At 70.0% G+C, this 23,920-nt stretch carries 25 protein-coding genes and 5 pseudogenes; 13 read left to right on the forward strand and 17 right to left on the reverse strand.

What is annotated here, in order from left to right:
* The first annotated feature begins 121 nt into the window (after positions 1-121).
* Complete coding sequence (locus tag LCH29_RS05330; RefSeq protein WP_446460511.1) at positions 122-322, forward strand: DUF4236 domain-containing protein; 201 nt, start codon at positions 122-124, stop codon at positions 320-322.
* Here the strand turns inward: LCH29_RS05330 and LCH29_RS05335 are convergent.
* From LCH29_RS05335 to LCH29_RS05355, 5 genes and pseudogenes are all read right to left on the reverse strand, one after another.
* Entirely contained in the window at positions 311-457 is a 147-nt protein-coding gene (locus tag LCH29_RS05335; protein WP_446460583.1) for a hypothetical protein, read from the reverse strand. The genes LCH29_RS05330 and LCH29_RS05335 overlap by 12 nt on opposite strands.
* A gap of 65 nt (positions 458-522) precedes the next feature.
* Positions 523-609, reverse strand: a pseudogene (locus LCH29_RS05340) (nitroreductase family protein); the annotation flags it as partial.
* 192 nt (positions 610-801) lie between these two features.
* A complete protein-coding gene (locus LCH29_RS05345; RefSeq protein WP_446460512.1) occupies positions 802-1,122 on the reverse strand; it encodes a hypothetical protein in 321 nt (106 codons plus the stop codon).
* Positions 1,123-1,160: 38 nt separating this feature from the next.
* On the reverse strand, positions 1,161-1,346 hold the full coding sequence (locus LCH29_RS05350) for a hypothetical protein (RefSeq protein WP_446460513.1): 186 nt from the start codon (positions 1,344-1,346) through the stop codon (positions 1,161-1,163).
* A gap of 90 nt (positions 1,347-1,436) precedes the next feature.
* Positions 1,437-2,711: an MFS transporter gene (locus LCH29_RS05355; protein WP_446460514.1), complete on the reverse strand. Its 1,275-nt coding sequence runs from the start codon at positions 2,709-2,711 to the stop codon at positions 1,437-1,439.
* Between the two features lie 79 nt (positions 2,712-2,790).
* On the opposite strand from LCH29_RS05355, the gene LCH29_RS05360 reads away from it, so the two are divergent.
* Complete coding sequence (locus LCH29_RS05360) at positions 2,791-3,684, forward strand: LysR family transcriptional regulator (RefSeq protein ID WP_446460515.1); 894 nt, start codon at positions 2,791-2,793, stop codon at positions 3,682-3,684.
* A 196-nt stretch (positions 3,685-3,880) separates the two neighbouring features.
* Here LCH29_RS05360 and LCH29_RS05365 read toward each other — a convergent pair whose 3' ends face one another.
* From LCH29_RS05365 to LCH29_RS05375, 3 genes are read right to left on the reverse strand one after another with little or no spacing between them, the layout of a single operon-like run.
* The gene (locus LCH29_RS05365; RefSeq protein WP_446460516.1) at positions 3,881-4,759 is read right to left on the reverse strand and encodes a geranyl diphosphate 2-C-methyltransferase; all 879 of its coding nucleotides are present in this window, start codon (positions 4,757-4,759) and stop codon (positions 3,881-3,883) included.
* A 17-nt stretch (positions 4,760-4,776) separates the two neighbouring features.
* Positions 4,777-5,973, reverse strand: a complete 1,197-nt coding sequence (locus LCH29_RS05370) for a family 2 encapsulin nanocompartment cargo protein terpene cyclase (protein ID WP_446460517.1) — start codon at positions 5,971-5,973, stop codon at positions 4,777-4,779.
* 45 nt (positions 5,974-6,018) lie between these two features.
* Positions 6,019-7,431: a family 2B encapsulin nanocompartment shell protein gene (locus tag LCH29_RS05375; RefSeq protein ID WP_446460518.1), complete on the reverse strand. Its 1,413-nt coding sequence runs from the start codon at positions 7,429-7,431 to the stop codon at positions 6,019-6,021.
* A 560-nt stretch (positions 7,432-7,991) separates the two neighbouring features.
* Between LCH29_RS05375 and LCH29_RS05380 the strand changes: the two genes are divergently transcribed.
* Entirely contained in the window at positions 7,992-8,951 is a 960-nt protein-coding gene (locus LCH29_RS05380; RefSeq protein ID WP_446460519.1) for an alpha/beta hydrolase family protein, read from the forward strand.
* 52 nt (positions 8,952-9,003) lie between these two features.
* Here LCH29_RS05380 and LCH29_RS05385 read toward each other — a convergent pair.
* A pseudogene (locus LCH29_RS05385) lies at positions 9,004-9,282 on the reverse strand (TauD/TfdA dioxygenase family protein); the annotation flags it as partial.
* Between the two features lie 71 nt (positions 9,283-9,353).
* Between LCH29_RS05385 and LCH29_RS05390 the strand changes: the two are divergent.
* Positions 9,354-9,398, forward strand: a pseudogene (locus LCH29_RS05390) (hypothetical protein); the annotation flags it as partial.
* Positions 9,399-9,526: 128 nt separating this feature from the next.
* Here the strand turns inward: LCH29_RS05390 and LCH29_RS05395 are convergent.
* Together LCH29_RS05395 and LCH29_RS05400 are read right to left on the reverse strand one after the other, a co-directional pair.
* Positions 9,527-10,798, reverse strand: a complete 1,272-nt coding sequence (locus tag LCH29_RS05395; RefSeq protein ID WP_446460520.1) for an MDR family MFS transporter — start codon at positions 10,796-10,798, stop codon at positions 9,527-9,529.
* Positions 10,799-11,015: 217 nt separating this feature from the next.
* The gene (locus LCH29_RS05400; protein ID WP_446460521.1) at positions 11,016-11,999 is read right to left on the reverse strand and encodes a trypsin-like serine peptidase; all 984 of its coding nucleotides are present in this window, start codon (positions 11,997-11,999) and stop codon (positions 11,016-11,018) included.
* 362 nt (positions 12,000-12,361) lie between these two features.
* Here LCH29_RS05400 and LCH29_RS05405 point away from each other — a divergent pair, with 362 nt between their 5' ends.
* The 4 genes and pseudogenes from LCH29_RS05405 (at position 12,362) to LCH29_RS05420 (ending at position 14,136) form a co-directional block, all read left to right on the forward strand.
* Positions 12,362-12,844 carry a molybdopterin-dependent oxidoreductase gene (locus LCH29_RS05405; protein WP_446460522.1) on the forward strand — a complete coding sequence of 161 codons (483 nt, stop codon included), beginning with the start codon at positions 12,362-12,364 and terminating at the stop codon, positions 12,842-12,844.
* A 184-nt stretch (positions 12,845-13,028) separates the two neighbouring features.
* Positions 13,029-13,124, forward strand: a pseudogene (locus LCH29_RS05410) (hypothetical protein); the annotation flags it as partial.
* Positions 13,125-13,213: 89 nt separating this feature from the next.
* Positions 13,214-13,885, forward strand: a complete 672-nt coding sequence (locus LCH29_RS05415) for a type 1 glutamine amidotransferase (protein ID WP_446460523.1) — start codon at positions 13,214-13,216, stop codon at positions 13,883-13,885.
* A complete protein-coding gene (locus LCH29_RS05420) occupies positions 13,858-14,136 on the forward strand; it encodes a methyltransferase domain-containing protein (RefSeq protein WP_446460524.1) in 279 nt (92 codons plus the stop codon). The genes LCH29_RS05415 and LCH29_RS05420 overlap by 28 nt, the downstream gene beginning before the upstream one ends.
* A 27-nt stretch (positions 14,137-14,163) precedes the next feature.
* On the opposite strand, the gene LCH29_RS05425 is transcribed toward LCH29_RS05420, so the two are convergent.
* A complete protein-coding gene (locus LCH29_RS05425) occupies positions 14,164-14,991 on the reverse strand; it encodes an MOSC domain-containing protein (protein ID WP_446460525.1) in 828 nt (275 codons plus the stop codon).
* Positions 14,992-15,209: 218 nt separating this feature from the next.
* The gene (locus LCH29_RS05430; protein ID WP_446460526.1) at positions 15,210-15,830 is read right to left on the reverse strand and encodes a hypothetical protein; all 621 of its coding nucleotides are present in this window, start codon (positions 15,828-15,830) and stop codon (positions 15,210-15,212) included.
* Positions 15,831-16,121: 291 nt separating this feature from the next.
* Between LCH29_RS05430 and LCH29_RS05435 the strand changes: the two genes are divergently transcribed.
* Positions 16,122-16,784, forward strand: a complete 663-nt coding sequence (locus tag LCH29_RS05435) for a DUF402 domain-containing protein (protein WP_446460527.1) — start codon at positions 16,122-16,124, stop codon at positions 16,782-16,784.
* A 128-nt stretch (positions 16,785-16,912) separates the two neighbouring features.
* Here LCH29_RS05435 and LCH29_RS05440 read toward each other — a convergent pair whose 3' ends face one another.
* Together LCH29_RS05440 and LCH29_RS05445 are read right to left on the reverse strand one after the other, a co-directional pair.
* Positions 16,913-17,131: an EF-hand domain-containing protein gene (locus LCH29_RS05440; protein ID WP_039940291.1), complete on the reverse strand. Its 219-nt coding sequence runs from the start codon at positions 17,129-17,131 to the stop codon at positions 16,913-16,915.
* Positions 17,132-17,349: 218 nt separating this feature from the next.
* Positions 17,350-17,840 (reverse strand): annotated as a pseudogene (locus LCH29_RS05445) (hypothetical protein); the annotation flags it as partial.
* A gap of 203 nt (positions 17,841-18,043) precedes the next feature.
* Here LCH29_RS05445 and LCH29_RS05450 point away from each other — a divergent pair.
* Positions 18,044-18,289, forward strand: a complete 246-nt coding sequence (locus LCH29_RS05450) for a hypothetical protein (protein ID WP_446460528.1) — start codon at positions 18,044-18,046, stop codon at positions 18,287-18,289.
* Positions 18,289-18,897, forward strand: coding sequence for a DJ-1/PfpI family protein (locus LCH29_RS05455; RefSeq protein ID WP_446460529.1), 609 nt, complete (start codon positions 18,289-18,291; stop codon positions 18,895-18,897). Before LCH29_RS05450 ends, LCH29_RS05455 begins: the two co-directional genes overlap by 1 nt.
* 110 nt (positions 18,898-19,007) lie before the next feature.
* On the opposite strand, the gene LCH29_RS05460 is transcribed toward LCH29_RS05455, so the two are convergent.
* Positions 19,008-19,529: a GNAT family N-acetyltransferase gene (locus tag LCH29_RS05460; RefSeq protein WP_446460530.1), complete on the reverse strand. Its 522-nt coding sequence runs from the start codon at positions 19,527-19,529 to the stop codon at positions 19,008-19,010.
* A 350-nt stretch (positions 19,530-19,879) separates the two neighbouring features.
* On the reverse strand, positions 19,880-20,587 hold the full coding sequence (locus LCH29_RS05465) for an ankyrin repeat domain-containing protein (RefSeq protein ID WP_446460531.1): 708 nt from the start codon (positions 20,585-20,587) through the stop codon (positions 19,880-19,882).
* A gap of 63 nt (positions 20,588-20,650) precedes the next feature.
* Here LCH29_RS05465 and LCH29_RS05470 point away from each other — a divergent pair, with 63 nt between their 5' ends.
* Complete coding sequence (locus LCH29_RS05470; protein WP_446460579.1) at positions 20,651-21,109, forward strand: AraC-like ligand-binding domain-containing protein; 459 nt, start codon at positions 20,651-20,653, stop codon at positions 21,107-21,109.
* A gap of 100 nt (positions 21,110-21,209) precedes the next feature.
* Positions 21,210-23,666 (forward strand): Orn/Lys/Arg family decarboxylase, encoded by a 2,457-nt coding sequence (locus LCH29_RS05475; RefSeq protein WP_446460532.1) that lies wholly within the window; start codon positions 21,210-21,212, stop codon positions 23,664-23,666.
* Positions 23,667-23,920: the final 254 nt, after the last annotated feature.

Genomic DNA, 23,920 nt, shown 5'->3' on the forward strand with positions numbered 1-23,920 from the left:
GAGAGTGCCAGCACGGGCGTGACGCGGCCGTCACCGCCCTGTTGGTGAAGCGTCTCCGGGAGCCCGGGCCGCGTACGAACGTGCGTGCGGGGAACGCGAAGAGGCGAGGAAAGGAGTCATCGTGCCCGTCACCTTCCGCAAGAGCTTCCGCATCCTTCCCGGCGTCCGGCTCAACATCAACCGCAAGTCCGTCTCCGTCACGGTCGGCAAGGGCGACGCCAAGCGCACCTACTCCTCGACCGGCCGCCGGACGACCTCGATGGACCTCCCCGGCCCTTTCGGCTACCGCAAGACCACCACCAGGGCCAGCTCACGCCGTTGACGACTCGATCGAGGCGCCCAGCCGGGTGATGGTGTCCCGTACATCGCGCACCGGCTTCGGCACCGTCGAGCGGTGCGGGTGCGGAGTGCCGATGCAGAGCCACCCCAGCAGCTGTTCCCCGAACCGGAGCGCCAAGGCGTCGTGATCCACCGCCAGGGCCGCAGCCGCCCGTGGTCCGGCGCGGCGGAGGCGGTCCGCAGGAGCCGGGTGAACTGTTCGTCGTCGGGTGCGGGATCCGTCAACTGCTGCCGGCTTCGGCGGGTGAGGACTGCTTCGGTCAGTTCCATGTCGTCACTGCTTCCTGGTCAGCGGCCGCTCGGACGCATACGGAGGCAGGCTGCCAGCGCCGGGTGGTGCGCGGGGGCGGGCAGCCTGCCTCCGGAGCGATTCAGCCGGGTTCGGCGCGTACCGGGTCGTGTGCCGGATCGTGTGTCGGATCGGGAAGGGCATGGGCGAGGCAGGTACGGCTTCGCCGGATCTCATCGGCGATGATCCCGCCACGTGGCGGCTGTGCGGCTGGGCGCGGACCTCCGTCTCCCAGCTGGACCACCAGGTGCCCCCGCGGGCTTGTCCTCCCGGAACGTGGCACAGAAGCTCAGCCGGGTGCCGTCTCCCGCGCGGGTGGGGCGCAGCTGGATGCGGAGGTCGGCCTCGGGGGCCTCGATGCGGATGACGTCGTCGGCGCAGGAGACGCGCAGCGCGTAGGGGACGACATCGTTGATCAGGAGGCGTGCGTGATGGATGGCGGAGCCCCGCACGCTCATCGTGGCGTGCCTTGCCCGGGCCACGGCAACGGTCATCGCCAGCCCCCCCGGGGTGTGGGGCTCGGGCGCCTTCCTCAGGTTGGTGTGCCGGGCGCGTACATCTCCCGTGACTGCTCGCGCGAGATGTAGTCCTCCAGCACCGGCTGCTGCATCCCGGGATAGGCCGTCGCTCCCGAGGTGATCTCGTGACTGAGGTCGACGAAGGCACTTCCGCTCCCGCCGCTGCGGGTCTTTCCGGTGGAGTGTGACGTGATGGCCATCGAACTGCTCTCCTGTTCGCTGGAATGTGTAGCGTCGGTGCCGGGAACGTCCGCGGCAAGCCGGCTTGAAGCGTTCCGGCCAACCGCTGTTCAGCAGGTCTCGCCCGCCGGAGCCGGGGTTGCCCGGTGGGCCCTCTCATGGCCGCGCTCGAGCCGGGCGAGCGGACCGACCAGCCCGATCAGGGCGGCCGCCGCCGCGAAAGCGCCGTCCACGCCCACCACTTGGGAGGCCACGCCCACCACCACGGCACCCGCCCCGGTGCCCGCGTCGTAGGCCATGTTCCACGCCGTGCTGGCCATGCCGTGCCCCTGCGGGCCCGCCCGGCGGAACATCATCACCAGGGTGTCGTTCTGTAGCGCGCCGAAGCCCAGCCCGTACAGCCCCGCCGCGACCGAGGCCAGCACGGCCGCCGCGGGCAGCCCGGCGGCCGCCCCGGCAACCCCCGCCGTGCCGAGCGCGCAGGCCAGCACCCCGGGCACCAGCAGACGCCCCGACCCGGCGCGGTCGCTGAACGACCCGGCCGCCCAGCGGCCCACGATCACCGCCGCGGACAGCACGAACAGCGCGGTCGGCGCGGCCGCGTCCCCCTCCAGGGCGAGCGGAAGGAAGGAGGTCATCCCTCCCAGGGCACACGCGGAGACGATGAGCATCGTCCACGGCCCGGCCAGCGGGCGCAGACCCCCCTCGGGACGGCTCGTACCACCCCGCTCGGACGACGCCGCCTCGTTCGCCGCGTGCTCCTCCTCGCTCTCCTCCGCCCGTCGCCCCGACATCAGCCCGGCCAGGGGAGCGGCCAGCACGCTCGCGGCCCCGGTGACGACGAAGACCGCCGTGAAACCGAACTGCTGGGCACACCACACCCCCGCCGGCAGGCACACCACCTGCGGCAGCCCCACCGCGATGCCGTACCGGCCCACCGCCCGGCCACGCTGGCCGGGCGGCACCAGCTCGGCCACCAGGGCGCTGCCCGCCACCGCGACCATGCCGAAGCCCACGCCCCGCACCGCCGACACGGCAAGCACCCACTCCAGACCGGAGGAGACCGGATACGCGAACGTGGGCAGGCCCAGCAGCAGGGCCCCGGCGGCCAGGATCCGGCGCAGCCCGTACCGGCGCAGCAACCGGCTCATCACCAGCTGAATGCCCACCGTGGTGGCCATGGTCACCCCGGTGGCCGCACCCACCCCGCCGTGCCCGGAGCCCCCCTCGGCCGACCACAGGGACACCACCGACAGCAGCGGCGCGTAATTGGAGAACGTCCCCAGCGTGGCGACGATGAGCAGGACGAAGTCCCGCCCCTCCAGTCCGGTGGGGGAGCGCCGGTCCGCCGGATCGGTCCGGCGCGGAAAGGTGAAGAGGGCCATGACTCAAGTTGTAGGCCGCCGGACCCATCGGGTCCAACGAACATCCTCGATCCAAACCATCACCAATTACGATGAGTGAATGGAGCTGAAGCACCTCACGACGTTCCTCGCCGTCGCCCGCCACATGAGCTTCACCCGCGCAGCCCAAGACCTGGACTACGTCCAGTCGAGCGTCACCGCCCACATCAAAGCCCTCGAGCAGGACCTCGGCGCCGCCCTCTTCGAACGCCTGGGACGGCGCATCACCCTCACCCACGCCGGGCGCGAGCTGCTGCCCCACGCCCGGCAACTCGCCCACCAGGCGGAACAGGCCCGCCAGGCCGTCCAAGGGGCCGATGGCGACCCCCGCACCATCCGAGGCACCCTGCGCATCGCTGCCCCCGAAAGCCTGTGCGCCCACCTTCTGCCACCGGTCCTCCGCGCTCTGATGGACCACTTCCCCCACCTCCGCGTGGTCTTCGGCCCCGCGGGCAGAAACACCCTCCTGACCTCCCTGAACGAGGGGACCCTCGACGCCGGGTTTCTGCTCGAAGAGCAGATCACCGCCCCCATGGCCACCACCGAACTCCTCGCCCGAGAACCCCTGCGGCTGATCGCCCACCCCGGCCACCCGCTCCTCCACCGCCGCCACGTCGACACCGCCGACCTCGCCGACGAAACTTTGCTCCTCATCGAGCCCGGCTGCGCCCAGCGCGACGTCATGGAACGCGAGTTGGGCCGCGCGGCCATCCACCCCACCACCATGGAATTCGTCAGCGTGGAGGCACTCAAGCGCTGTGCCGCGGCGGGCCTGGGCGTCGCCCTGCTTCCCGCGGCCGCCGTCACCGATGAACTCGCCCGCGGCGAGGTGGCCACCCTGCCCTGGACCAGTAAACCCGTCCTCGGCATCCACTACCTGCGCCACAAGGACCGACTGCCCAGCACCGTCCTCACCACCCTGGCCGATCTCGCCCGCCACCACTGGGCGGGGTGACCGGTGGCCAATCGGTTTCACCTCGTATAGCGGCTCGGAAGACCTCGCGAGGCCGGCGTCCGGTCATCGTCGTCGCCCAGGGCGTCTTCCCCGTCCGGCAGCAGCCGGTGCAGTGACCCGATGGCACATCCCCGCGGCACGGAAGAAGGGCCGGGCCCGTCGGGGACGGACCCGGCCCTTTTCCTCAGGCAGGCGGTCAGACGCGGTCGGCTGCGATCAGGAGGTACTGGAAGGAGCCGTCCTTGTACGAGTTGATGAATGCTTCCTCGATGCCGGTGACCAGCGAGGACGTGGCCCGCAGCTCCCAGTAGGGCAGGGTCTCGGGCGTGAGGTCGATGACGGCCTGCGGTACGAGGCGATTGTCGGCCATGGCGCGCAGGTACTCCCGGCGGGAGTGGATGTTGCACTCGAAGTGCGCGTTGATCTGTGACACCCACTTCGACGGCTGGCCGTACCGCGGGTTCCAGCAGCCGGTGATGGTCACGTAGCGGCCGCCGACCGCGAGGACGCGGGAGTGCTCGGCGAACAGGTCGTGCAGGTCGACGTACATGCTCGACTCGTTGTTCCACGAGGCCGCGGCCTGCCCGGTCTCGAACGGCGTCGCGAGCATGTCGCAGACACGGGCGCGGACATGGTCCTCGATGCCGAGTTCACGGGCACGCCCGTTGGCGAAGTCGGCCTGCTTGGCCGACAGCGTGACGCCCTCCACCGTGCATCCGAAGCGCTGGTGGGCCATGACCATCGAGCCGCCGCGGCCGCATCCGGCGTCCACGAGCGTGTCGTCGCGCCCAATGGGACCGAGGTGGTCCAGGAGGAGTTCGGCCTGCGCCGACTCCAGCCGGTGCAACTCGGCGATCAGCCTCTTCTCGTAATCATCGGCGCCGACATCGCCGAGGGCGGCGTGGTCGACGTCGCCGACGCCGTAGTGGTGGTGGTACAGGCCGTCCACATCGCCGAGGCGCAGGTTCACGGGCCGGGCTTCGCGATCCCAGTAGCGGGCGATGTCCCCCTGGTAGGGCGTCACCGGGGCGGGGATGAACATGGAGGGGGCGGCGGTGAAATCGGTGCTGGTCATCGATAAGTCCATTCCTCTTACCAGAAGTCGGGCAGGCTGTAGCGGTAGGTATTGGTCTGGTGCCAGTAGTGGTTGCCGTCGACCCACGCCGCCACGCCGCGCAGAAAGCGCTGCACGGTCGGGACGGGGCAGGCGGCGGCCAGGGCCGCGGCTTCGGCCTCGAAGTCGTGCATGAGGTCGTTGTGCACCTCGATCGCCTTCAGATAGGCCTCCCTCTCGGAGACGCCCTCACGTTCGGCGATCACCACGGGCAGGTTGAGATGCTTGCCGGGGCTGGCGAGTTCCTTGGTGTACGAGTACAGGTCGTTCACGATGGTGGTGGCGTTCCCGGCGAGCGCGATGACCCGCTGCATCTCGGGCCGGGCGTGCAGGTCCGCCGGGAGTTCGTAGCCGCCGACGGTGTCGGTGATGGTCGGGCAGGGCCGGAAGTTGTTGAACTGGCGCATCACCAGGTATTCCCACACCTCGGGCACGTGGTCCGTCTGCGCCCACGCGGCCTCGGCGAGGTACCCCATGTGCAGACGCGCCATGTCGTGCCGGAGCCGGTCGGCCTGGGAGGCGCTGGCCTCGCGCACGAAGTACTCCATGGCGGAGCGGTAGGCGCGCCGGGGCGCGTCCGAGTGGAGCGACTCCGCCCACTGCGGCTGGTACTCCTTCGCGGTGTGCAGCGGGTCGAGCGCGGTGTGCGCCAGCAGCAGGCGTCCGCCGAGGCCGATGGGGGAGCCGCCGTGGTCCTCGCAGTAGCAGTCGTCCACCGCGTTCTCGGCGACCATCATGCGAGTGGCCAGCATCAGGTGGTCGACGGTGGGGGCGTCCGGATGGCAGGCGACCATGTAGCGCCCCACGGAGAAGCCGTCGAACTGGTCCTCCCACTCCTCGGGGTACAGGTCGACCTCGTCCAGCGCCCAGGCCTTGATCCTGCGGCTGACCTCCTCCACCCGCCCGGGATCGGGCTCCGGCACCGGGTGGTGGTACAGGCCCGGGACCGGACTGCCCTCCGCGGGCGCCTCCGGAGGCGTCGGCGGCGTACGCAACTCCTCGCGCCGGGCGGCCGGGTACAGGCTCGCCGTGCCCAGCCCGCTGGGGCCACGCAGGATCCGCTCCAGGCCGGCGCGCGCGCCGCGCGCCTCGACAGCAGCCGCGTCAACGGGAGCGACGTCGACCGGTGGCGGGGTGGGCAGGGAAGGCGGAGGGGAAAACTCAGGCGCAGACATCCATGGCTCCTCGGTGGGGTGGGTGGCCGTCCGGCAGGGGAGGCGCTAATCGCGGCTACGGGCGATCTGCACGTTCTCCAGCACGCCGAGGGCGTCCGGCACCAGGATGGCGGCGGAGTAGTAGGCGCTGACGAGGTAGGAGATGATCGCCTTCTCGTCGATCCCCATGAAGCGCACCGACAGACCCGGTTCGTACTCCTCCGGCAGACCCGTCTGACGCAGGCCGACGACGCCCTGGTTGTCCTCGCCGGTGCGCATGACCAGGACCGAGCTGGTGTTCTCCTTGGTGATGGGGATCTTGTTGCAGGGCAGGATCGGGACGCCGCGCCAGGCCGGGACCTGCTGCCCGCCGAGATCGACGTGGGTCGGATAGAGCCCGCGGGAGTTGAACTCCCGCCCGATCGCCGCGATCGTCCGGGGGTGGGCGAGGAAGAACTTGGAGCCACGGCGGCGGCAGAGCAGTTCGTCGAGGTCGTCCGGGGTGGGCGGACCGGAGTGGGTCTGGATCCGCTGCTTGAAGTCGGCGTTGTGGAGCAGACCGAACTCCCGGTTGTTGATCAGCTCGTGCTCCTGGCGCTCACGCAGCGCCTCGATGACGAGCCTGAGCTGCTCCTCGGTCTGGTCCATCGGATCGTTGTAGAGGTCGGCGACCCTGGTGTGGATCCGCAGAACGGTCTGGGCGACGGAGAGTTCGTACTCGCGCGGTTTCAGCTCGTAGTCGACGAACGTACCGGGCAGCGCGGGTTCCCCCGTGTGCCCGGCAGACAAGGCGATCTCGGCCTCCCCGCGACGGTTCTGGCTCCGGCCGGCGAGCGAACGGAACTCCCGTACGTGGGCCTGGAGTCCCGGCGCAGCGGACAGCACGGCGTCGAAGTCGGCGCGGGACAGGGTGAGCAGGGTGCCGGACGTCTCGGCGGTGGCGGTGCAGTCCCACCGGGCGTCCGCGTCCAGCAGGGCGTCCTCACCGAACCGGTCGCCGTCGGCGAGTACGGCGACGGCGGTCTCGTTTCCGTACTTGCCGACCGTGGTCTGGCTGACGCGGCCGTGAGCGATCATGTGGAACTGCTCGGCGGGCGTGCCGCGTTCGACCAGCGTCTCACCGGCACGGAAGTCGCGCTGGACGCAGCGGTCGGCGATCGCGGTCAGCACCTCCACGTCCTCGAAGCCACGCAGCAGGGCCAATTCGCCGAGTTCACGGGGGATCACCCGGACGGTGGCACCGTCCTGGACGAACTCCACGCGCCCGTCGCCGACGGTGTAGGTCAGCCGACGGTTCACCCGGTAGGTGCCGCCCTTGACCTCGACCCAGGGGAGCGTCCGCAGCAACCAGCGCGAGGTGATCCCCTGCATCTGCGGCGCGGACTTGGTCGTGGTGGCAAGGTTGCGGGCAGCCGCCGTGCCCAGGCTGGATGGCCGAGGCGGCTCCATGGGTGCTTCCGGGCTGGTACCAACAGTCATCGGGCGAGCTCTCCTTCGTAAACGGCGGTGGCCTCGCGCGCATGCGCGTCACCGGAAACGAGGAAAGGGGGGAGCAGCCGTCCGGGTATCCGCGCAGACCCGGGGAACGGTAGTGCCCGATGTGCCTGATCGGCCGGGGGAGCCGTCAGTATTAACTCGATAAGATGATCGTGGCCTGCGCGGGGTTTGAGCCGGATCGGGAGGGCCAAGCGAGCGCTCCGACCACCGCCGTGGACGCGGGGAACGCTCAGGCTTCGCCCGAGGGCATCCGGTAGCCCCTGCTTCACGCGCTCGGAGACGGACCTCGCGGTGAGCTTCGTGCCGTGCGCTGCCCTTCCCTCCGCCGCGGGCGATGCGGAGTCGCCTATCCCCCGGGCGGCATCCAGAGCCTTCTTCTTCAGCGTCCTCGGCGCTGCCCAGCGCCTTCCCCGCCCGGAACTGTGCGCGGTCCGATGCCCTTTGACGAAACGGAACATCGCTCCGTATATTAATCGGAACAGCGTTCCGTTTTTGGTCGTGGCCGAAGCCGGACGCTTCCGCATGGAAGGGAAACCCGCATCATGAGTGAACCGACCTACACCGCCGACACCTTCGGCGCGCCCGCTCCCGTGCTCTCGGTCAGCCCGGTCGCGCTGCCCGCGCCCGGCCGGGCCGTGGACCTGGAGATGCGCGTCTCGGCGCCCGTGACCGGGAGCGATCTGCCGGTCATCCTCCTCTCACACGGCCACGGGTACTCGAACCACCTCTCCTCGCTGAACGGCTACGCCCCCCTCGCCAACTCCTGGGCGGCGCACGGCTTCGTCGTCATCCAGCCCACCCATCTGAGCTCCAGGACACTGAGCCTCGATCCCGAGACCCCCGGGGCGCCCCTGTTCTGGCGGTCACGGGCCGAGGACATGAAGCGCATCCTCGACCAGCTCGACGCGATCGAGGCGGCCGTCCCGCACCTCCTCGGGCGACTGGACCACAGCAAGGTCGCCGTGGCCGGACACTCGATGGGCGGGCACACCGCGAGCCTGCTCCTCGGCGCCCGGCTCACCGATCCGCAGGACGGCCGGGAAGTGAATCTGGCCGAGCCCCGTATCAAGGCGGGTGTCCTGCTTGCCGCGCCCGGCCGAGGCGGCGATGCCCTCACCCGGTCCGTGGCCGAGAGCATGCCGTTCTTCCTGACCACGGACTTCTCCACGATGACGACACCCGCGCTCGTGGTCGCCGGGGACAAGGACGCCTCCGGCCATCTGACGGTCATGGGCCCGGAGTGGCACACCGATCCGTACGTCCTCTCACCGGGCCCCAAGTCCCTGCTCACGCTGTTCGACGCGGAGCACGGGCTCGGCGGGGTCGCCGGATATGACGTCGCCGAAACCACGGACGAGAACCCCGAGCGCGTCTCCGCGGTTCAGCGGCTCACCTGGGCCTATCTCCGTACCGAGCTGTATCCCGGGGACCCGGCTTGGAAGGCGGCGCGTGACACTCTGACGGCCGGCCCCGACCCGCTCGGACGAGTCGACACCAAGTAGGCGGACGAGGCGCGGCGGACCAGAGGAAGAGGCGCCGCGGGCCATCGCCGGATCAGGCCTGCGCGACCACCCCATCGGTGGAAGCACCCGAGGCAATGCCATAGGCGGGGTCGGGCACCGACTCCGGCGCGAGCAGCACCGAGCGGCGACCGTCCACCCCGACCGGCACGTCGCCGTCGATGGTGACGCGGCGCAGGGTGCGCTCGTGGGCGTCGGAGTCGTCGACGCCGTAGTGCTGGGTGGCGCGGTTGTCCCAGATGGCGACGTCACCGGCGCGCCACTGCCAGCGGATCGTGTTCTCCGGACGTTCGATGTGCGACTGGAGGACGTCGAACCGGCGGGGCGGCTGCGTACGGGCAGAAGGTGGCGTCCGCCGACGTCCCGGCAGGCGGCGGCATCACCATGTCCCCGCACGGGCTGGACGTGAGGCTACGGGCGAAGACGGCGTGGCGCGCAGGCGACCTCGTACCGTTCACCCTCCACTTCGAGCACGGCGGCCGCATCGACATACGAGCGAAGGTGGCCCGCGCCGACACCGGGACGGCACACCCAGCTACTTCGAACAGCGCTGAGGCTCAAGACGCTTCGCGGCGGGGCAGCAGCGCCACCGCGAGGGCCGGAACGGCGGCGAGGACCAGCCAGGGCACAGCCGCCGGGAGGCCCAGGTCGAGCAGGGAGCCGGTGGCCGAACTGCCGACGAGGACGATCAGGCCGGACACGGAGGACAGCGTGCCGGTGTAGAGGCCGAGTCGTCCGTCCTCGGCGAGGTCGGGCACCCAGGCCCGAGCGGCCGGGACGACCAGCATCTGGCCCAGGGTGAGCAGGACGACGAACCCCGCGGCGGGCAGCAGCCCCACGGCACCCGACCACCCTGCCGGGCGCGTGGCGGCCACCACCGCGAAACCGGCCGCGATGAGCAGCAGCCCGCCCGCCATCGAGCGGCGCAGATCGAGCCGGTCGCCCGCCCACCGGGTCACCGGCAGCTGGGCGCACACGACCAGCAGGGAGGACAGCGCGAACAGCCAGGACAGGGGAGTCTGCGAGCCCGTCGCGCGCTCCACTTCGTCGGGCAGGGCGAGGTAGAGCTGGTTGTAGGCGAGCAGATAGGTGCCGTACGCACAGCACAGGGCGAGGAAGCGGCGGTTCACCAGCATCGCGCGCACCCCGCCCCGCTCCCGGGTGCGGACCCGGCCGGGGATGTGCTGCGGCATCAGCCGCACGTGCCCGGCCAGGACGAGGACGAACACCGCCGCTCCGGCGAGGCACGCGGTACGGAAGTCCACGACCAGCAACAAGCCACCCAGCAGCGGTCCGACGAAGGCCCCGGCCTGCCCCGCCGCGCTGAACAGGGCCAGCACCCGCGTACGGGGGCCACGGCCCTGCTGCTCCCAGATCACCGCCTGCCGGGCCACCTCGGACTCCACCGCCGGGGAGAACAGCGCGGCGGCGAACCCGATCAGCAACACCGCGCCGACCACGCTCCAGACCGCTCCCGCGTACCCCAGCCAGGCGAACCCGGCGATCCGCAGCACACACCCGGCCAGCACGACCGGCCGCACACCGTACCGGTCCACCAGCCAGCCGCCCACCACGAACAGGCCCTGCTGGCTGAAGGTCCGCAAGCCCAGGACGAACCCGACCAGCCAGCCCGCCATACCGATCGAGGCGCCGAGGTGTTCGGCGAGGAACGGCAGTACGGCGTAGAAACCGACGTTGAAGGCGAGCTGTGTCAGGATCAGCAGCCGCAGCAGCGGCGACAGGTCCTTCCAGGTCCGCTCGCGTGGCGGCTTGGGGACCCGGGCGGCCCGGCCGGTTCGGGCCGGGACCCGGGAGAGGGGATCGGTCATCGGGGGTTCCGTCGGTCTGTGCGGGCGAGTACGGGCGTACGCGTGGCTAGGAGTGCCGTGCCCATCCTCGTGTACAGGTCCGCTTCGCGTCCGCGCGGGTCCCGCGCGCCGGGTTGTGCAAGGCCGCGGCAGGCCCTGCGGCCCCGACCAGCGTGTCCCGCCGGCCGGGGCACTGCGCGCCTGTACGACCGGGCTCGAGGCGAGGCGGCGGACCTCGCTAGGACGCCTGGGCCTTGTCGTACAGGGCCTTCGCCACATCACCGAAGTACGGGCCGAACATCGTGTTCGGCAGGAAGACGTAGCCGAAGCTGTTCACGGAGACCTGCAACCCGGTGCCGGTGGCCTCGCTGAAACCGGTGAACCAGGGACCGCCGCTGGAGCCGCCCGTCATGTTGCAGGCGAGGCCGTGGTCCTGCGTGAGCAGGAAGTCCTTCGAGCTGTTGCCGCTGCAATAAATGAGCTTCGTGCCGTCGTACGGCGAGGCGGCGGGGAAGCCGAAGGAGTACATCTTCTTGTTGTAGCCGCCGTTGAACTGAAGCCCCTGCGCGCCCACGACCGAGGTGAGTTTCTGACCGTTCAGCGGGGCGACGACCGCGGCGCCGATGTCGTAGTTCATGCCCTCACTCGCCTCCCACTGCGGAGTGGTGAGCGTCGTGGACGCGGTCCACTGGCCGTACGGCGCGCTGCCGTTGTTGTACGCGGGCACGAAGACCCAGTTGGTGTGCCAGCTGCCCTGGTACTTCACACAGTGCCCGGCGGTGATGACGGTGCTCGCGTTCTGGCTGGTCACGGCATTACCGGTGCACGAAGCGGTACGCCCCTGGAACGTGAAGAACACCCGGCCGGAGGTGGTGACCACGTTCCCGCTGCCGGTCCACGGGCCACCGGCCTGCGGGAAGGAGGCGGGAGCGGCGGTGGGTTCGACGACCGTAGACGGCCCGCCGGGCTCGGGCGTCTTCAGCCGCTTGGCGGCCTTCCGGGTCAGCAGCAGATCGAGCGGGGTGGCCGAGCGCATCCGCTCGGCGGTCCAGAAGGTGCGGGCCGCGTGCTGTTCGGCGGTGGAGGCGGTGCGGGCCGCCGCCGACGGCCCGGAGGCCGGTTCGGGGGTCGCCGCGTTGGCCGCGCCGGGAGTGAGCAGGCCGCCGGTGAACAGGGTTCCGACGGCCAGCAGGATGCCCGCGGCAGTGCGATGGCGTCTCACGCATGTCTCCTTCTGCCGTGCCCGGACTGGTGGGCCCGGACAGGGTGGGGGAACGAAGAGCGGTGCGGATAGACGTGCGAGAGGCAGCGTGCCACGGGAATCTTGACTTGTCAGGGGCGCGTTGAAGCATTTCTCGCCCGGACGACGACCAGGCCCACGCCGAGACCTCCGCCCCTCCGGCCCGCGCTGCTCCCCGGCTGAAAGGACCTCAGGCCGCACGGAGCCACCCGGCGTTGAAGCCGCACATGCGAGAGGAAAGCCTCCCTCGATACCGCAACCGCCAGAGCACTGCACCATAGGGTTGGCATATGCGTTTGTATCCGACAGGGGCTCGGGTACGTACACCCGGGAGGTGGTGGCCCGTGAGCCAGTCCCTCGCAGCTGCCGGTACGGCCACCCGCCCGCCGGCGGAACTGGCCCTCACCGGCGATCTCGACCATCCGGCCCGGCTGACCGTGCCCGACCTGCTCGCCTGGCCCCAGCACGACGCCGACGTCAGCTTCGAATGCGCCACCAGCGGAACCCGGCACCACCGCTTCACCGGACCGCTGCTGCACGACGTGCTGGCCACCGCCCGCCCCGGCTTCGACCCCGCCCGCCGCAAGGACCGCCTGCGCTTCCTGATCGCGGTATCCGGAACAGACGGCCACCGCGCGCTCCTCTCCTGGGCGGAGATCGACCCCGACTTCGGCCGCGCACCGGTCCTGCTCGCGGTCACCATCGACGACACCTCCCTCGACCGCGCCGGTCCCCAGCTCGTCCTGCCCCAGGACCGCTGCGGGGCCCGGCACATCAGCGGCATCACCGCGATCCGCGTCGACGACGGCTACACCTCATGGACGTGACCCGATGAGCTGGGCGAATCCGACGGGCGTCCTGATCGTCCAGCACCTGCCGCACGAGGGCCCGTACGCCATCGGCACCGCACTGAAGGCGGGCTTGCCGGTGCGCGTCTGCCGGACCTGGGCCGGGGACCCGGTCCCGGAATCGCCGGACGGACTGGCAGCGCTGGTGGTCATGGGCGGACCCATGGCGGCGTACGACGACTCCCCGGCGTTTCCGAACCGCTCCGCCGAACTGGCACTGCTACGGGCCGCGCTCGCGGCCGAGGTCCCCGTGCTCGGGGTGTGCCTCGGCGCACAACTGCTGGCAGTGGCGCCCGGCCCGGCGACGGCCCGCAGAACGGCTGGGCAGCGTTACGGACGACCTCGGCCGTGCCCGCCGACCCGCTGTTCGCCGCAGCACCCGAGCGCCTGCGCGTACTGCACGGGCACGGCGACACCATGGACCTCCCGCCCGATGCCACCCTGCTGGCCTCCTGCGACCGCTACCCGGTCCAGGCGTTCCGGATCGGCGGCTCGGCCTGGGGACTCCAGTTCCACCTGGAGGTGGACAAGGACGCCGTCGACGCCTTCGTCACAGCCTTCCCGGACGAGGCGGCCACCGCGCCGGACCTCCCGGACTCCACCCCCGCCGAACTGGCCGCGCTCGCCCCGCACCGCGACGGCGTCTTCGAACGCTTCGCCGCCCACGTGGCGTCCCACGCGGCCCGGACCACGACCCGCGCCGTCTTCACCTCGCGGGCGGCGACCTGGGAGGAACACTTCGCCGCCGACGGCCCCCGGTACGCGGCAGCCGTCACCCGCATGGAACTGCTCCCGGGCAGCGGGTCATGGACATGGGCTGCGGCACTGGCCTCGCCCTGCCCGCCCTGCGCACCGGAGTCGGCCCCAAGGTCGCCGTGCTCGGCGTGGACCTCACCCCGGCAATGCTCACGGCTGCCGCCTGAGAAGGACGTGCCTGCCTCGCCCATCTCCTCCTGGCCGACGCCTGCCGACTGCCCCTGCCGACCGGATCGTTGGACGGCATCTTCAGCGCGGACCTGATCGACCACGTTCCCGACTCCACGGCCGCTCTGCGCGAATGGGCCCGCATCACCGCCCCCGGCGGCGTCCTGCTGCTCTTCCACCGCTCCGGCCGCGCAGAACGCGCAGCCCGCCACGGCCGCCCCCTGGACCCCGACGACCTGCTGGCCGAGGAGAACCTCCACCCCGCCCTGCACGTGACGGGCTGGGACCTGCTCGGCCACGAGGACGCGGCACACCACTTCCTGGCCCGAGCGGTACGCGTCGGCTGACCGCGCGGCAGGCCGAGGAGCACCCCATCAGACCTCCGACTCGCCCCAGGAGGTGACGTGCACGTCGTCGCCCTCGGACAGTTTGCCGGGGCGCAGCACGGCGTACTTCGTCCCGAAGGCGATGCCGCCCTCGGCAGCGCGACGATAGGTGGCCAGGGTGCGCAGCGGCTCGGGCCCCGCCTTGGCGCCGGACCGCTGGTCGACCATGGTGACCGCGCAGCGGATGGCGAGCTTGGCGTAACCGAGTTCCGTGTCACCGATGGTGATCCGGTGGGCGCGGTCCTCGGTGTGCGGGGTGTTCCAGCCGTCCACGACGATGTTCGGGCGGAAGCGGTTTATGGGGAGGGGCGGGGCGCCGCGCTCGCCCAGCCGCTCGTTCAGCAGATCCACGGTGGACCGGGAGAGCACGTGGATGGCACAGCTGTCGGCGTACCCGGACGTGCCGGGCGTACGGCCGTCGGTGACCCGGTCGTGGCCGGCCGGAACCCGCACCAGACGGCTCGGGGCGCCGAGAACCTCGGACAGCCATGCGGCGGCTTCGTCACCCTGGTCGATGCCTTTGAACGGCGCCCCGAACAGATCGACTTCTCGAGGCCGACCAGAGACATCGACGTCGATCCCGACCGGATCCAGCGCCGGGGCGTGCAGCATCAGCCGCAGCCCGTCGGAACTGATCTCGGGGCGGATCAAGGCCAGCCGCGGGTCGCGCCGTTGGCTGCGGAAGACACCTTCCTCACTGGTGACCATGAAACTGCGGTCATGGGCGAGACCCGCGAGCGTCAGCACCGCGGTGTGCGTCCGCATTCCAGCGCACCCCTTGATGGGATACGACACCAGCTCCACGACCTTGGCCATATGCTCCCCCTGTCCGCGCGCACGCCACGCCTCTGTGAGCATATGGGCATGCGCCGCGGATCTGCTGCTGCCTTCGGCCACCGCCGGGCAGTCAGGACCAAGACACGCCCACGCCAGGTGGCCGTTGCCCTGTTGCGCTGTGCTCGCGGGCGAGATGTCCTTACCACTCGGGTCTCCACGCGACGCGCGAGGGACGCGTAGTTCAGCTGGCTATGGCGTCAGATTCTGGGGCGTACGTGGATTCCGGCTCGGTCGTATGCGCCGTAGGTGATCTGGTCTTCGGCGATGAGCAGTACCACCCAGGAGTTGCTCCGCTCCCACACCAGGTATTCGTGGAACGTCTCCTCATCGTCGGGGAGCTGGTAGGCGCCCGCGGGCAGCGGGGCGCCGAGGCGGGTGCGCAGCAGCTCGGACATGCGCTGGTACAGGGCGGCGAAGTCCTCGGCGGTGGCCTCGGGGTCCACATCCGCCCGGCTGTGGAAGGGGCCGAACTCGTTGTCCCACTCCTGCGGGTCCTGCGGATCGGTGAAATAGGCGAAGGGGTGTTCCACGAAGCAGTCCGTCCGGCAGCCGGGGTGACCGCAGACGGCGGTGGGGTCCGGCCGCCGGCGACATCCGGGAGCCTCTCCGAGGAGCAGCCACCAGTCGTCCACCCGTTCCCTTCCGCTGATCCACCAGGGCTCCTCCCAGCCCACGCCCGGCGCATCGGGGTCCTGGCCATGACACCAGCCGTTGCGCGCGAAGGCGTCCTCGAATGCCTGTCGGCTCCAGGGCAGGTCCGCGAGTTCGATCATGTGGTCCACGAGGGTGTTGTGGGAGGGCAGTAGCTGCATGGCCATGGACGGAAACGTTATCCGGCGGCCCGCACGCGTCATCGCGCACCCTGGCAGTATCGGGGTGTGGGTGAACGGATCATTGCCGCGTGTGACGGGGCGTCCAAAGGGAATCCCGGACCCGACCCGCGCCCTGTCGGCCGCTGCCGCCGCGGCCAGCCGTACGCCAAGGGGGAGCTCATCGCGAGAAACCCTGACGCCTGGGGCCACCCCACCTGTGTTACCGAGACCAAGGCGACCGGATGGAGCACAGCCCGCAACCGCTGCGGTGCGGTGGGGCCAGGAGAAGGTGAGACGATGGGGAGCTTCGAGGTCGGGCAGACCATCGTACGGCGCGATGTCCACCAGGGGCGGGTGTGGACCGCGCAGGCGCTGCGGGTCATCGCCGACACCGACACGGCGCTGGTGACGGCCTGCTGCCCCGGAGCCGAGGCCCTGTGGCCCTCGCTGTACGCCCGGGCCCGGAGAACCGGCGAACCCTCGGTGCGCACGGAGGCGTTCGAGGCGATGGCGACGGGGGAGTGGGAGCTGGCGCCTGCGGTATGGCAGGAGACGGTGCTGATGCTGTGGAAGCCGCCCACGGCGTGGTTCGGCATCAACGCCTTCTACGCCCCCGACGGCGACGGGCAGCGGCTGCGGAACTGGTACGTGAACTTCGAGCACCCCACCCGCCGCACGGCCAACGGATTCGACACCTTCGACCTGGCCGTGGACCTCGTCATCGACCCGGACCTCAGCACGCTGCGGTGGAAGGACGAGGACGAGTACGCCCACATCCGGCGCCTCGGGATCGTTTCCGACACCGAGCACCAGGCGGTGGAACGCGCCCGGGCCCAGGTACTGGCCATGCTCGAAGGCCGCACGGGGCCGTTCGCAGACGCCGGCCAGTGGGCGGCCTGGCACTGGGATACGTCCTGGCTGCCGCCCAGCTTTCCCGCTGACAGCCCGGGAGCGCCTTGAGAGGGCTGTACGGGCCCCGACGGCGGTGCCCACCGCCGTCAGGGTGCACGTGCCGCCCCCGCATTCCACCCGATGGCGGGAAGGGGCCACACCGCGTCCGGCACGTGAACGTGCCGGACCCGGCAGTGTCAGCCATTCATGGCCGCCCAGAACTCCTCGAACGACATCTGGCGATCGCCGTTGGTGTCGAGCGAGTCGATCAGCTCCTGGGCCTGCGACTCGGTGATCTCCGAGCCCTCCAACTCCGCCACGACCTTGCGGTACTCGTCCGCGGTGACCAGGCCGTCCCCATCGACGTCGTAGCGCTCGAAGACCTTCCGCGCCGCCGTCTCCATGATGTCTGCCATGTGCTTCCGCCCTTCTGCGATCTTCGCTGACGGGCCCAGGTTATCCGTCGCCCCGCGGGCGCTGCCCACCCCGCCCACGACCTGTCCGGGCGGGTTCAGTCGGCGTCAGGTTTCTGCTCCGCCGCGGTGTCGTAAGTGGCGCGGGCCTTGGCGATGGCGGGAGCCTTCCGCTGGGCAGCAAGGTTACCGATGATGACTGCTGTTACAAGTCGTGCACCAAGCAGAACCAGCTCCGGCACCAGATAAGGGATGCCGTCCGCAGTCCGTTCGATGACCGCGTCGTACGGCAGCCGCAGGCTCTCGTCGCGACGGCAGACCCATGTCCCGCCCTCGTGCGGCTCGCGGAAGACATCGAAAAGGAAGTGTCCGCTCGCCGGATCCCGCAGCCAGGTCTGATGCGTGGCCGCGAGTGCCTCAGCTCCTGCATTCGCCCAGACCCGTCCCGAGCCCACCGCGTCGAACGCGTACTCGGGGAAGCAATCCCGAACCTTCGCGAACCCCGCCGCGGGCACCGCGATCTCCAGGTCGCCGTGGGGGCGCGACTGCCCTCCGCGGAACACTTCCAGCGCCCAACCTGCCGCGATGCACCGGGTGCACTGACCCCGCTCAACCGCTCCGCGACCTGTTCCGGGCGCCAGGCGTCCGCCCACCGAGCGTCCAGTTCATCCGCATCAAGGACAGCGCCGCCGGGCGGCACGGCATCGGTCATCGGCACAACGTACGGCCTCAACTGGTGGTTGAGAGGGGGTACGAGGCCGAAGCCGACAGCCTGGGCCGGGTCCCCGGCCTGCGGTGCCGCACTCCCGGCGAGGCCCGGTCCCTTGCAGAGGCGGGCACGTGCCCGGCGGGCCGCGTCCTGCCACGTCGACAACCAAGTGGTCCGTTGGGGGGTGTTTACAGCAGCGCCGACGCGTGGAATGCGCCGAGGCCAGAGTCCAGGTCGCGGTCCAGCCAGCAGCGGCGCGGTTCAGCGAGCATGACGTCGACGCTGACGGCGAGGATGCCGGGGATCTTGGCCAGCTCGTTGTCGATGACTCACGCCGAGAGCTCGAAACGCCGAGCGGCGACAGGCATGCCACCGGCCGCTCATTGGCTCTCGAACCGGAACGGCACCTCGGGGAGACTGGAGAACTGATGCCGTATCTGAAGGAGTCGTGATGCAGGTAGCCGTGGTCACCTTCGACGGGTTCAACGAGCTCGACAGCTTCATCGCTTCTGCGCTGATCAACCGGCGCCGCCAGGACGGCTTGGAAGCCTTCATCACGACGCCGACGCCGGTGGTCACGTCGATGAATGGTGTCGAGGTGACGGGCCAGCGCCCGATGGAGTTCGTGACCGAGGCCGACGTCGTGCTGATCGGCAGCGGGGTGAAGACGCGCGACGTGGTCGCCGACGACCGGCTGATCTCCAGGCTGCCGCTCGACCCTTCGCGACAGCTGATCGGCGCGCAGTGCTCCGGCGCGCTGGTGCTCGCTCGGCTCGGATTGCTGGAGGGGATGCCGGCGTGCACGGACATGAAGAGCCGGGCCTTCGTCGAAGCCTGCGATGTCACCGTGCTGGACACACCGTTCCACGCTGAGGGGAACATCGCTACGGCGGGCGGTTGCCTGGCGTCCCAGTATCTCGCCACGTGGGTGATCACCCGAACGCTCGGGGAGGACGCCGCGCGCGAGGTCATCGATTACGTGGCTCCGGTCGGCGAAAACCAGGAAACCGTCGAGCGCGCCATGCGTGCCGTTCACGCGGGCGAGATTGCACTACGCTGACGCCCCGCGATCAGCCGTTCGGGACCGGGGTCCAGCTCCTCCGAAAGCGATGGGAAAAGTCGGCATCTGACCATCTGGCTTCCCGTGGGGTGTCTGCCATCGGGTGGGGCTCAAAGGCCCTTTCGCATGAGAACGCACATCGTCTCGTGGCGACGGATCGTCCCGTCAGGTCCTTCCTCGTCCCAGGCATCGGGCTTGCGGGCGTACGCGGTGTAGCCCAGACGTTCGTACAGGGCGCGAGCTCGAGGGTTGTTCTCCTCCACGGCGAGTTCGGCCCTGCGCCTGCCGCGGTTCCTGATCCTTTGCTCGGCGGTTCGGATCAGCAGCGTTCCCAGGCCGCGGGACTGGAGCGCCGGGAGGACCGCGAGCTGCCACAAGGTTCCGGCTTCCTCGGAAACCTGATAGTCGATGCCGCCGATCGCCACCGGCAGATCCACAGGGGTGCATACAGCCAGGTAGTCCACCTCGCTGGCCGCAGCCCGCTCCAACGCGCGCTCTACTTGGCGAAGGTGGGCGGCTGAGCCCGACCAGGTGCATGACGGCAGGTCGCGGGGCACAAGGTCGCGCACGCTGACGGGAATGACGATGGTGGAATCGGTGGATTCGTGTGCGGTGGTCACGGCCGTGAGCATGCCAACCTGCACCAGGGCACAGCAACGCTTTTCTCCTGCCTGGACCACGTGCTCCGGCGCGGAGAAGGGAAAGGCGTCGCTTGGCTTCCGAGCTGTCTCAGGAAAAGTCCCCGCACTGGCGTCTCCGTTCCGTGGTATTTCTTCGCGGCCGGTGAGCTCGTCAGGTGGTCGAGGGCCACCGAGGTAGGTGCCCACCTCTGGTGGAGCTGGCAGCGCGATGACCGCCGCACGGTCCCGGGCCTCGGGTTCTCGGAGCACGACCCTCTCGGCCCTGATCGGGGCAGGTGGCCAGGCGACGGGGTCGAGCTCAGTCATGTCGGCCGCCGACGATGGTCTGGCCCGTTCGCCGGTTACGACGTGGGGCGCTGCGGGGCAGGCGGAGAGGGCGGGGGCAGACGCGGGGATCGGATCTTGCCCCAGCCTTCGGGGGTGACCCGGTAGTGCTCGCCGTCGTCGGCGTCCATCCGCGAGTGGATGTGCACGTGCAGATGGTCCGCCTCCAGGCGGTAGGTGACGCCACCCATCAGCCCCCACACAGTAAAGGTGATCTCTACGGCTGGTCCTTCCGTCAGTGGGGCCAGCGGCGGCAGCAGATGCTCGGTCTTCTCGAAGCAGGGGCCGAGCCGCTCCCACAGCAGCGAGTGGAAGTGGCGCTCCAGCATCTCGGGAGGGGAGGGGAGTTGCCGCACCATGACCGGCTCCAGAAGCTTCAGCAGATGCGTGTGCCCCCGCTCCCGCGCGACGTCCACGGCACGCCGCCCGTCCCGGGCGCGCTGCGTGCGCCAAGCGCCGTACGCGATCAGCCGGGAGACGACGGCGAACTCCGCGCCGTGCCAGGCCGCCTGATGCAGCGGGGCGAATCCACTGCGGTTCCGGTTCCCGATCCGGGGGAGGTTGACCCACCCCGGTCCCGGTTGCCTCCTCAGCAACTCCTCGAACAGGGCGTTCCAGTCGGCGTCCCGGGCCATGTCCGAGAACCGGTGCCGCTCCTTCCGGTACCAGTCGTTGAAGCGCCCAGGGTCGGTGAGGGATCCCCATTCCATCCAGGCCTTGATCACGTGGCCATGCTACGGAGATTCGGTTCGGGGTGATGCCACGTTCAAAGCCGCGGGGGCCGGCTACTGGGGGCTGGGCATGTTGGTAACGGAGTTCAGTACGGAGGTCGTGGAAGCGCCGAGCGATTCGCGCTATGGGAAGAGACCACGACACAGTCGCACATGCGCAACCGGTTGCACAGCGATGACCGCGAGGACTTCCGGGCCAGGATGCGTGTCGTGGATTTCGGGGAGATGCAGGTGTCCGCCCTGGCGTACTCACATCTGGGGATCGCGCGGACGGCGAAGCTGATCCGGCAGTCTGATCCTGAGGTGTACCTGATCAATTTCTATCTCGGTAGGGAGGGGCTCGTATCCGCAGGCAGGGCTGACACGGGGCTGCGCACGGGTGACCTGGTGGTCTTGGGCAGCAGCCGTCCCTGTCATGGCGATTGCGGCGGGCGACGAGCGGAGATGGTCCGTCCTCGCCACTCGCCGGCTCTCGGTCGCCGACGCCGCCTGGATACGTCCAGACGGTACGGGTGATTTTCCTTCTTTCGGGTGGTCTTCCCCGGCTGCACCGCCATGCGTGGGTCCGTCCCCCGAAACTCTGACAGACAGAGGGCGGCAGGCTGAGGAGGGGGATATGGCGGGCAATACCGTTCTGTTCGCGGTCCGGGAGCACCCCGGGGGTGACACGGCCGGGGCCGAACAGCTGCGCAGGATCCGTGAGGCGGTCGAGGCAGCCGGGTTCGCGGTGCGGTGGGCCGGGACGGGCGCCGAGGCCCGGACAGTGCTGCGAACCGAGGCCGGCATGGCGGCCGCGTTGGTGGACTGGGAGCTTGATCCGAACGACGGGCCGAACGCCGGGCCGAAGGATGGCCCGAACGACGGGTCGGGCGGCGAAGCGGGTGGCGCCGCGGTGCTGCGCGACATCGGCCGGCGGTTCCAGGGCCTGCCGGTTTTCCTCATCGCGGCGGACGAAGGGTTCGAGGACCTGCCGCTGTGGGTGTCGGAGACCGTGGTCGGGTACGTGTGGCCGGAGGAGGACACCGCTACCTTCATCGCCGGACGGATTACCGGCGCTGCCCGTGCCTACCGCGAGGCCGTGCTGCCACCGTTCTTCAAGGCGCTGCGCCACTTCGACGATACGCACGAGTACTCCTGGCACACCCCGGCCCATGCCGGCGGCGTCGCCTTTCTGAAGTCACCGGTGGGCCGGACCTTCCACGACTACTTCGGGGAGCGGCTGTTCCGCAGCGATCTGTCCATCTCGGTCGAGGCGCTCGGCTCCCTGTTCGAGCACACAGGGCCCATCGGTGAGGCGGAGCGGAACGCCGCCCGGGTCTTCGGCGCCGACCTCACGTACTTCGTCCTCCACGGCGATTCGACCTGCGATCGCCTGGTCGGCCACTTCAGCGTGACCCGTGACGAGATCGCCCTCGTGGACCGGAACTGCCACAAGTCGGTGCTGCACGGCCTGGTCATCTCCGGCTCGCGACCGGTGTATTTGATCCCTACGCGCAATGGCTACGGTCTCTCCGGGCCGCTGCCCCCGGGCGAGATCCATCCGGATACCGTGACCGCCCGGATCGGCGGAAACCCGCTGGCGCGCGACGCGCTGTCTCCCCGGACCCAGTACGCGGTCTTCACCAACTCCACCTACGACGGCCTGTGTTACGACGCGGTCCAGGTCGCCCGAGCGTTCGCGGCCAGCACGCCCCGGGTCCACTTCGACGAGGCGTGGTTCGCCTACGCCCGCTTCCACCCCCTCTACGCCGGGCGCTACGGGATGTCGGTAGGACCCGACACCTTCCCCGGCCCGGATCGGCCCACCGTCTTCGCCACCCAGTCCACCCACAAGCTGCTGGCCGCGCTGTCGCAGAGCGCCATGGTGCACATCAAGTCCGCCCCCCGAGCCCCGGTGGAGCACGACCGGTTCAATGAGGTGCTGATGATGCACGGCACCACCTCCCCGCTGTATCCGATGATCGCCTCCTTGGACGTCGCCACCGCGATGATGGACGGGCCACAAGGCCACTGGCTGATCGACGAAGCGGTGACCGAGGCGGTCCGCTTCCGCCAGGCGGTGGTGCGGATCGGCCGTCGCATCAAGGCCGCCGGTGACCGTCCCGCCTGGTTCTTCGGGGTCTGGCAGCCGGAGACGGTGACCGACCCGTCCAGCGGCGAGAGGCTGCCCTTCGACGAGGCCCCGGCCGAGCTGCTGCGTACGGAGCCCTCGTGCTGGGAGCTGGAGCCCGAGGCCGATTGGCACGGATTCCCCGGGCTCGGCCAGGGCTACTGCATGCTCGATCCCCTCAAGGTGACCGTGACCTGCCCGGGGACCAACGCAACGGGCCACATGGCCGATTGGGGTATTCCCGCCCGGATCCTCACGTCCTATCTGGCCACCCGGAACGTCGTGGTGGAGAAGACCGACAGCTACACCACCCTGGTCCTGTTCTCCATGGGCATCACCAAGGGCAAGTGGGGCACCCTCCTGGACGCGCTGATGGACTTCAAGTCCCTCTACGACGAGGACACGCCGCTCGACCGTGTACTGCCCGGACTGGTCACCGCATATCCGAACCGCTATACCGGCGGAACACTGCGCGGTCTGTGCCAGGAGATGCACGACTATCTGCGCGAGGTGAGTCTGGTCCAGCTGCTCGACACCGCCTTCCAGGAGCTTCCGGAGCCGGTCGTCCCTCCGCAGCTCTGCTACCAGCGACTGATCCGCGGCGGCACCGAGCGGGTGCGGCTGGCCGACGCGGCGGGTCGGGTGGCTGCGGCCATGGTCACCGTCACGCCGCCCGGCATCCCTGTGCTGATGCCGGGCGAGAGCATCGGCACCGGGAACGGTCCGCTGCTGCGCTATCTGACCGCCCTTGAGTCGTTCGACCGCCGCTTCCCCGGATTCCGCAGCGAGACTCACGGGGTGACCATCGACTCCGAAACCGGGGACTACCTGATCGAGTGTCTGTCCCGGGAGGAGGAAGCCCACCACAGCGCTCTGGGCGAGCCACGCAAGATCGTCGTCCCGGCCCCGACCCTTGCCGATCATGCCGTGCCCGCAGATACGGAAGGCCGCCCTCGACCCTGAGAGCGCGATTCGCCCCATGTCGTCGGCCCGCGCCCGGCCGCGGTAACACTGCGCGGGCCGCGGAGTGAGCCGAGGCGCTGCGGGGCACCGCAGCCGTCGATGTCGGCCCTTGGACGGGGCAGAAGATCGCCGCCGTACTGGCGCATCGCTCCGAGGCGGAGCGGGGAGCCCTACCGGGGGGATCGCCAGCCTTGTGCTGCCGGATGCAAGACGGCCGCGAATCCCCGATTCCCCTACGATGTTTGCGTGAACAT

The sequence above is a fragment of the Streptomyces sp. BRA346 genome, from assembly GCF_052851135.1.

What these genes read in the sequence shown, in the direction of transcription:
- LCH29_RS05345 (WP_446460512.1), bottom strand. Translation starts at nt 1,122, where the DNA reads ATGACCGTTGCCGTGGCCCGGGCAAGGCACGCCACGATGAGCGTGCGG.
- LCH29_RS05460 (WP_446460530.1), bottom strand. Translation starts at nt 19,529, where the DNA reads ATGCTCACGGCCGTGACCACCGCACACGAATCCACCGATTCCACCATC.
- LCH29_RS05425 (WP_446460525.1), bottom strand. Translation starts at nt 14,991, where the DNA reads ATGGCCAAGGTCGTGGAGCTGGTGTCGTATCCCATCAAGGGGTGCGCT.
- LCH29_RS05475 (WP_446460532.1), top strand. Translation starts at nt 21,210, where the DNA reads ATGGCGGGCAATACCGTTCTGTTCGCGGTCCGGGAGCACCCCGGGGGT.
- LCH29_RS05455 (WP_446460529.1), top strand. Translation starts at nt 18,289, where the DNA reads ATGCAGGTAGCCGTGGTCACCTTCGACGGGTTCAACGAGCTCGACAGC.
- LCH29_RS05395 (WP_446460520.1), bottom strand. Translation starts at nt 10,798, where the DNA reads ATGACCGATCCCCTCTCCCGGGTCCCGGCCCGAACCGGCCGGGCCGCC.
- LCH29_RS05350 (WP_446460513.1), bottom strand. Translation starts at nt 1,346, where the DNA reads ATGGCCATCACGTCACACTCCACCGGAAAGACCCGCAGCGGCGGGAGC.
- LCH29_RS05380 (WP_446460519.1), top strand. Translation starts at nt 7,992, where the DNA reads ATGAGTGAACCGACCTACACCGCCGACACCTTCGGCGCGCCCGCTCCC.
- LCH29_RS05375 (WP_446460518.1), bottom strand. Translation starts at nt 7,431, where the DNA reads ATGACTGTTGGTACCAGCCCGGAAGCACCCATGGAGCCGCCTCGGCCA.
- LCH29_RS05430 (WP_446460526.1), bottom strand. Translation starts at nt 15,830, where the DNA reads ATGGCCATGCAGCTACTGCCCTCCCACAACACCCTCGTGGACCACATG.
- LCH29_RS05365 (WP_446460516.1), bottom strand. Translation starts at nt 4,759, where the DNA reads ATGACCAGCACCGATTTCACCGCCGCCCCCTCCATGTTCATCCCCGCC.
- LCH29_RS05440 (WP_039940291.1), bottom strand. Translation starts at nt 17,131, where the DNA reads ATGGCAGACATCATGGAGACGGCGGCGCGGAAGGTCTTCGAGCGCTAC.
- LCH29_RS05435 (WP_446460527.1), top strand. Translation starts at nt 16,122, where the DNA reads ATGGGGAGCTTCGAGGTCGGGCAGACCATCGTACGGCGCGATGTCCAC.
- LCH29_RS05360 (WP_446460515.1), top strand. Translation starts at nt 2,791, where the DNA reads ATGGAGCTGAAGCACCTCACGACGTTCCTCGCCGTCGCCCGCCACATG.
- LCH29_RS05355 (WP_446460514.1), bottom strand. Translation starts at nt 2,711, where the DNA reads ATGGCCCTCTTCACCTTTCCGCGCCGGACCGATCCGGCGGACCGGCGC.
- LCH29_RS05370 (WP_446460517.1), bottom strand. Translation starts at nt 5,973, where the DNA reads ATGTCTGCGCCTGAGTTTTCCCCTCCGCCTTCCCTGCCCACCCCGCCA.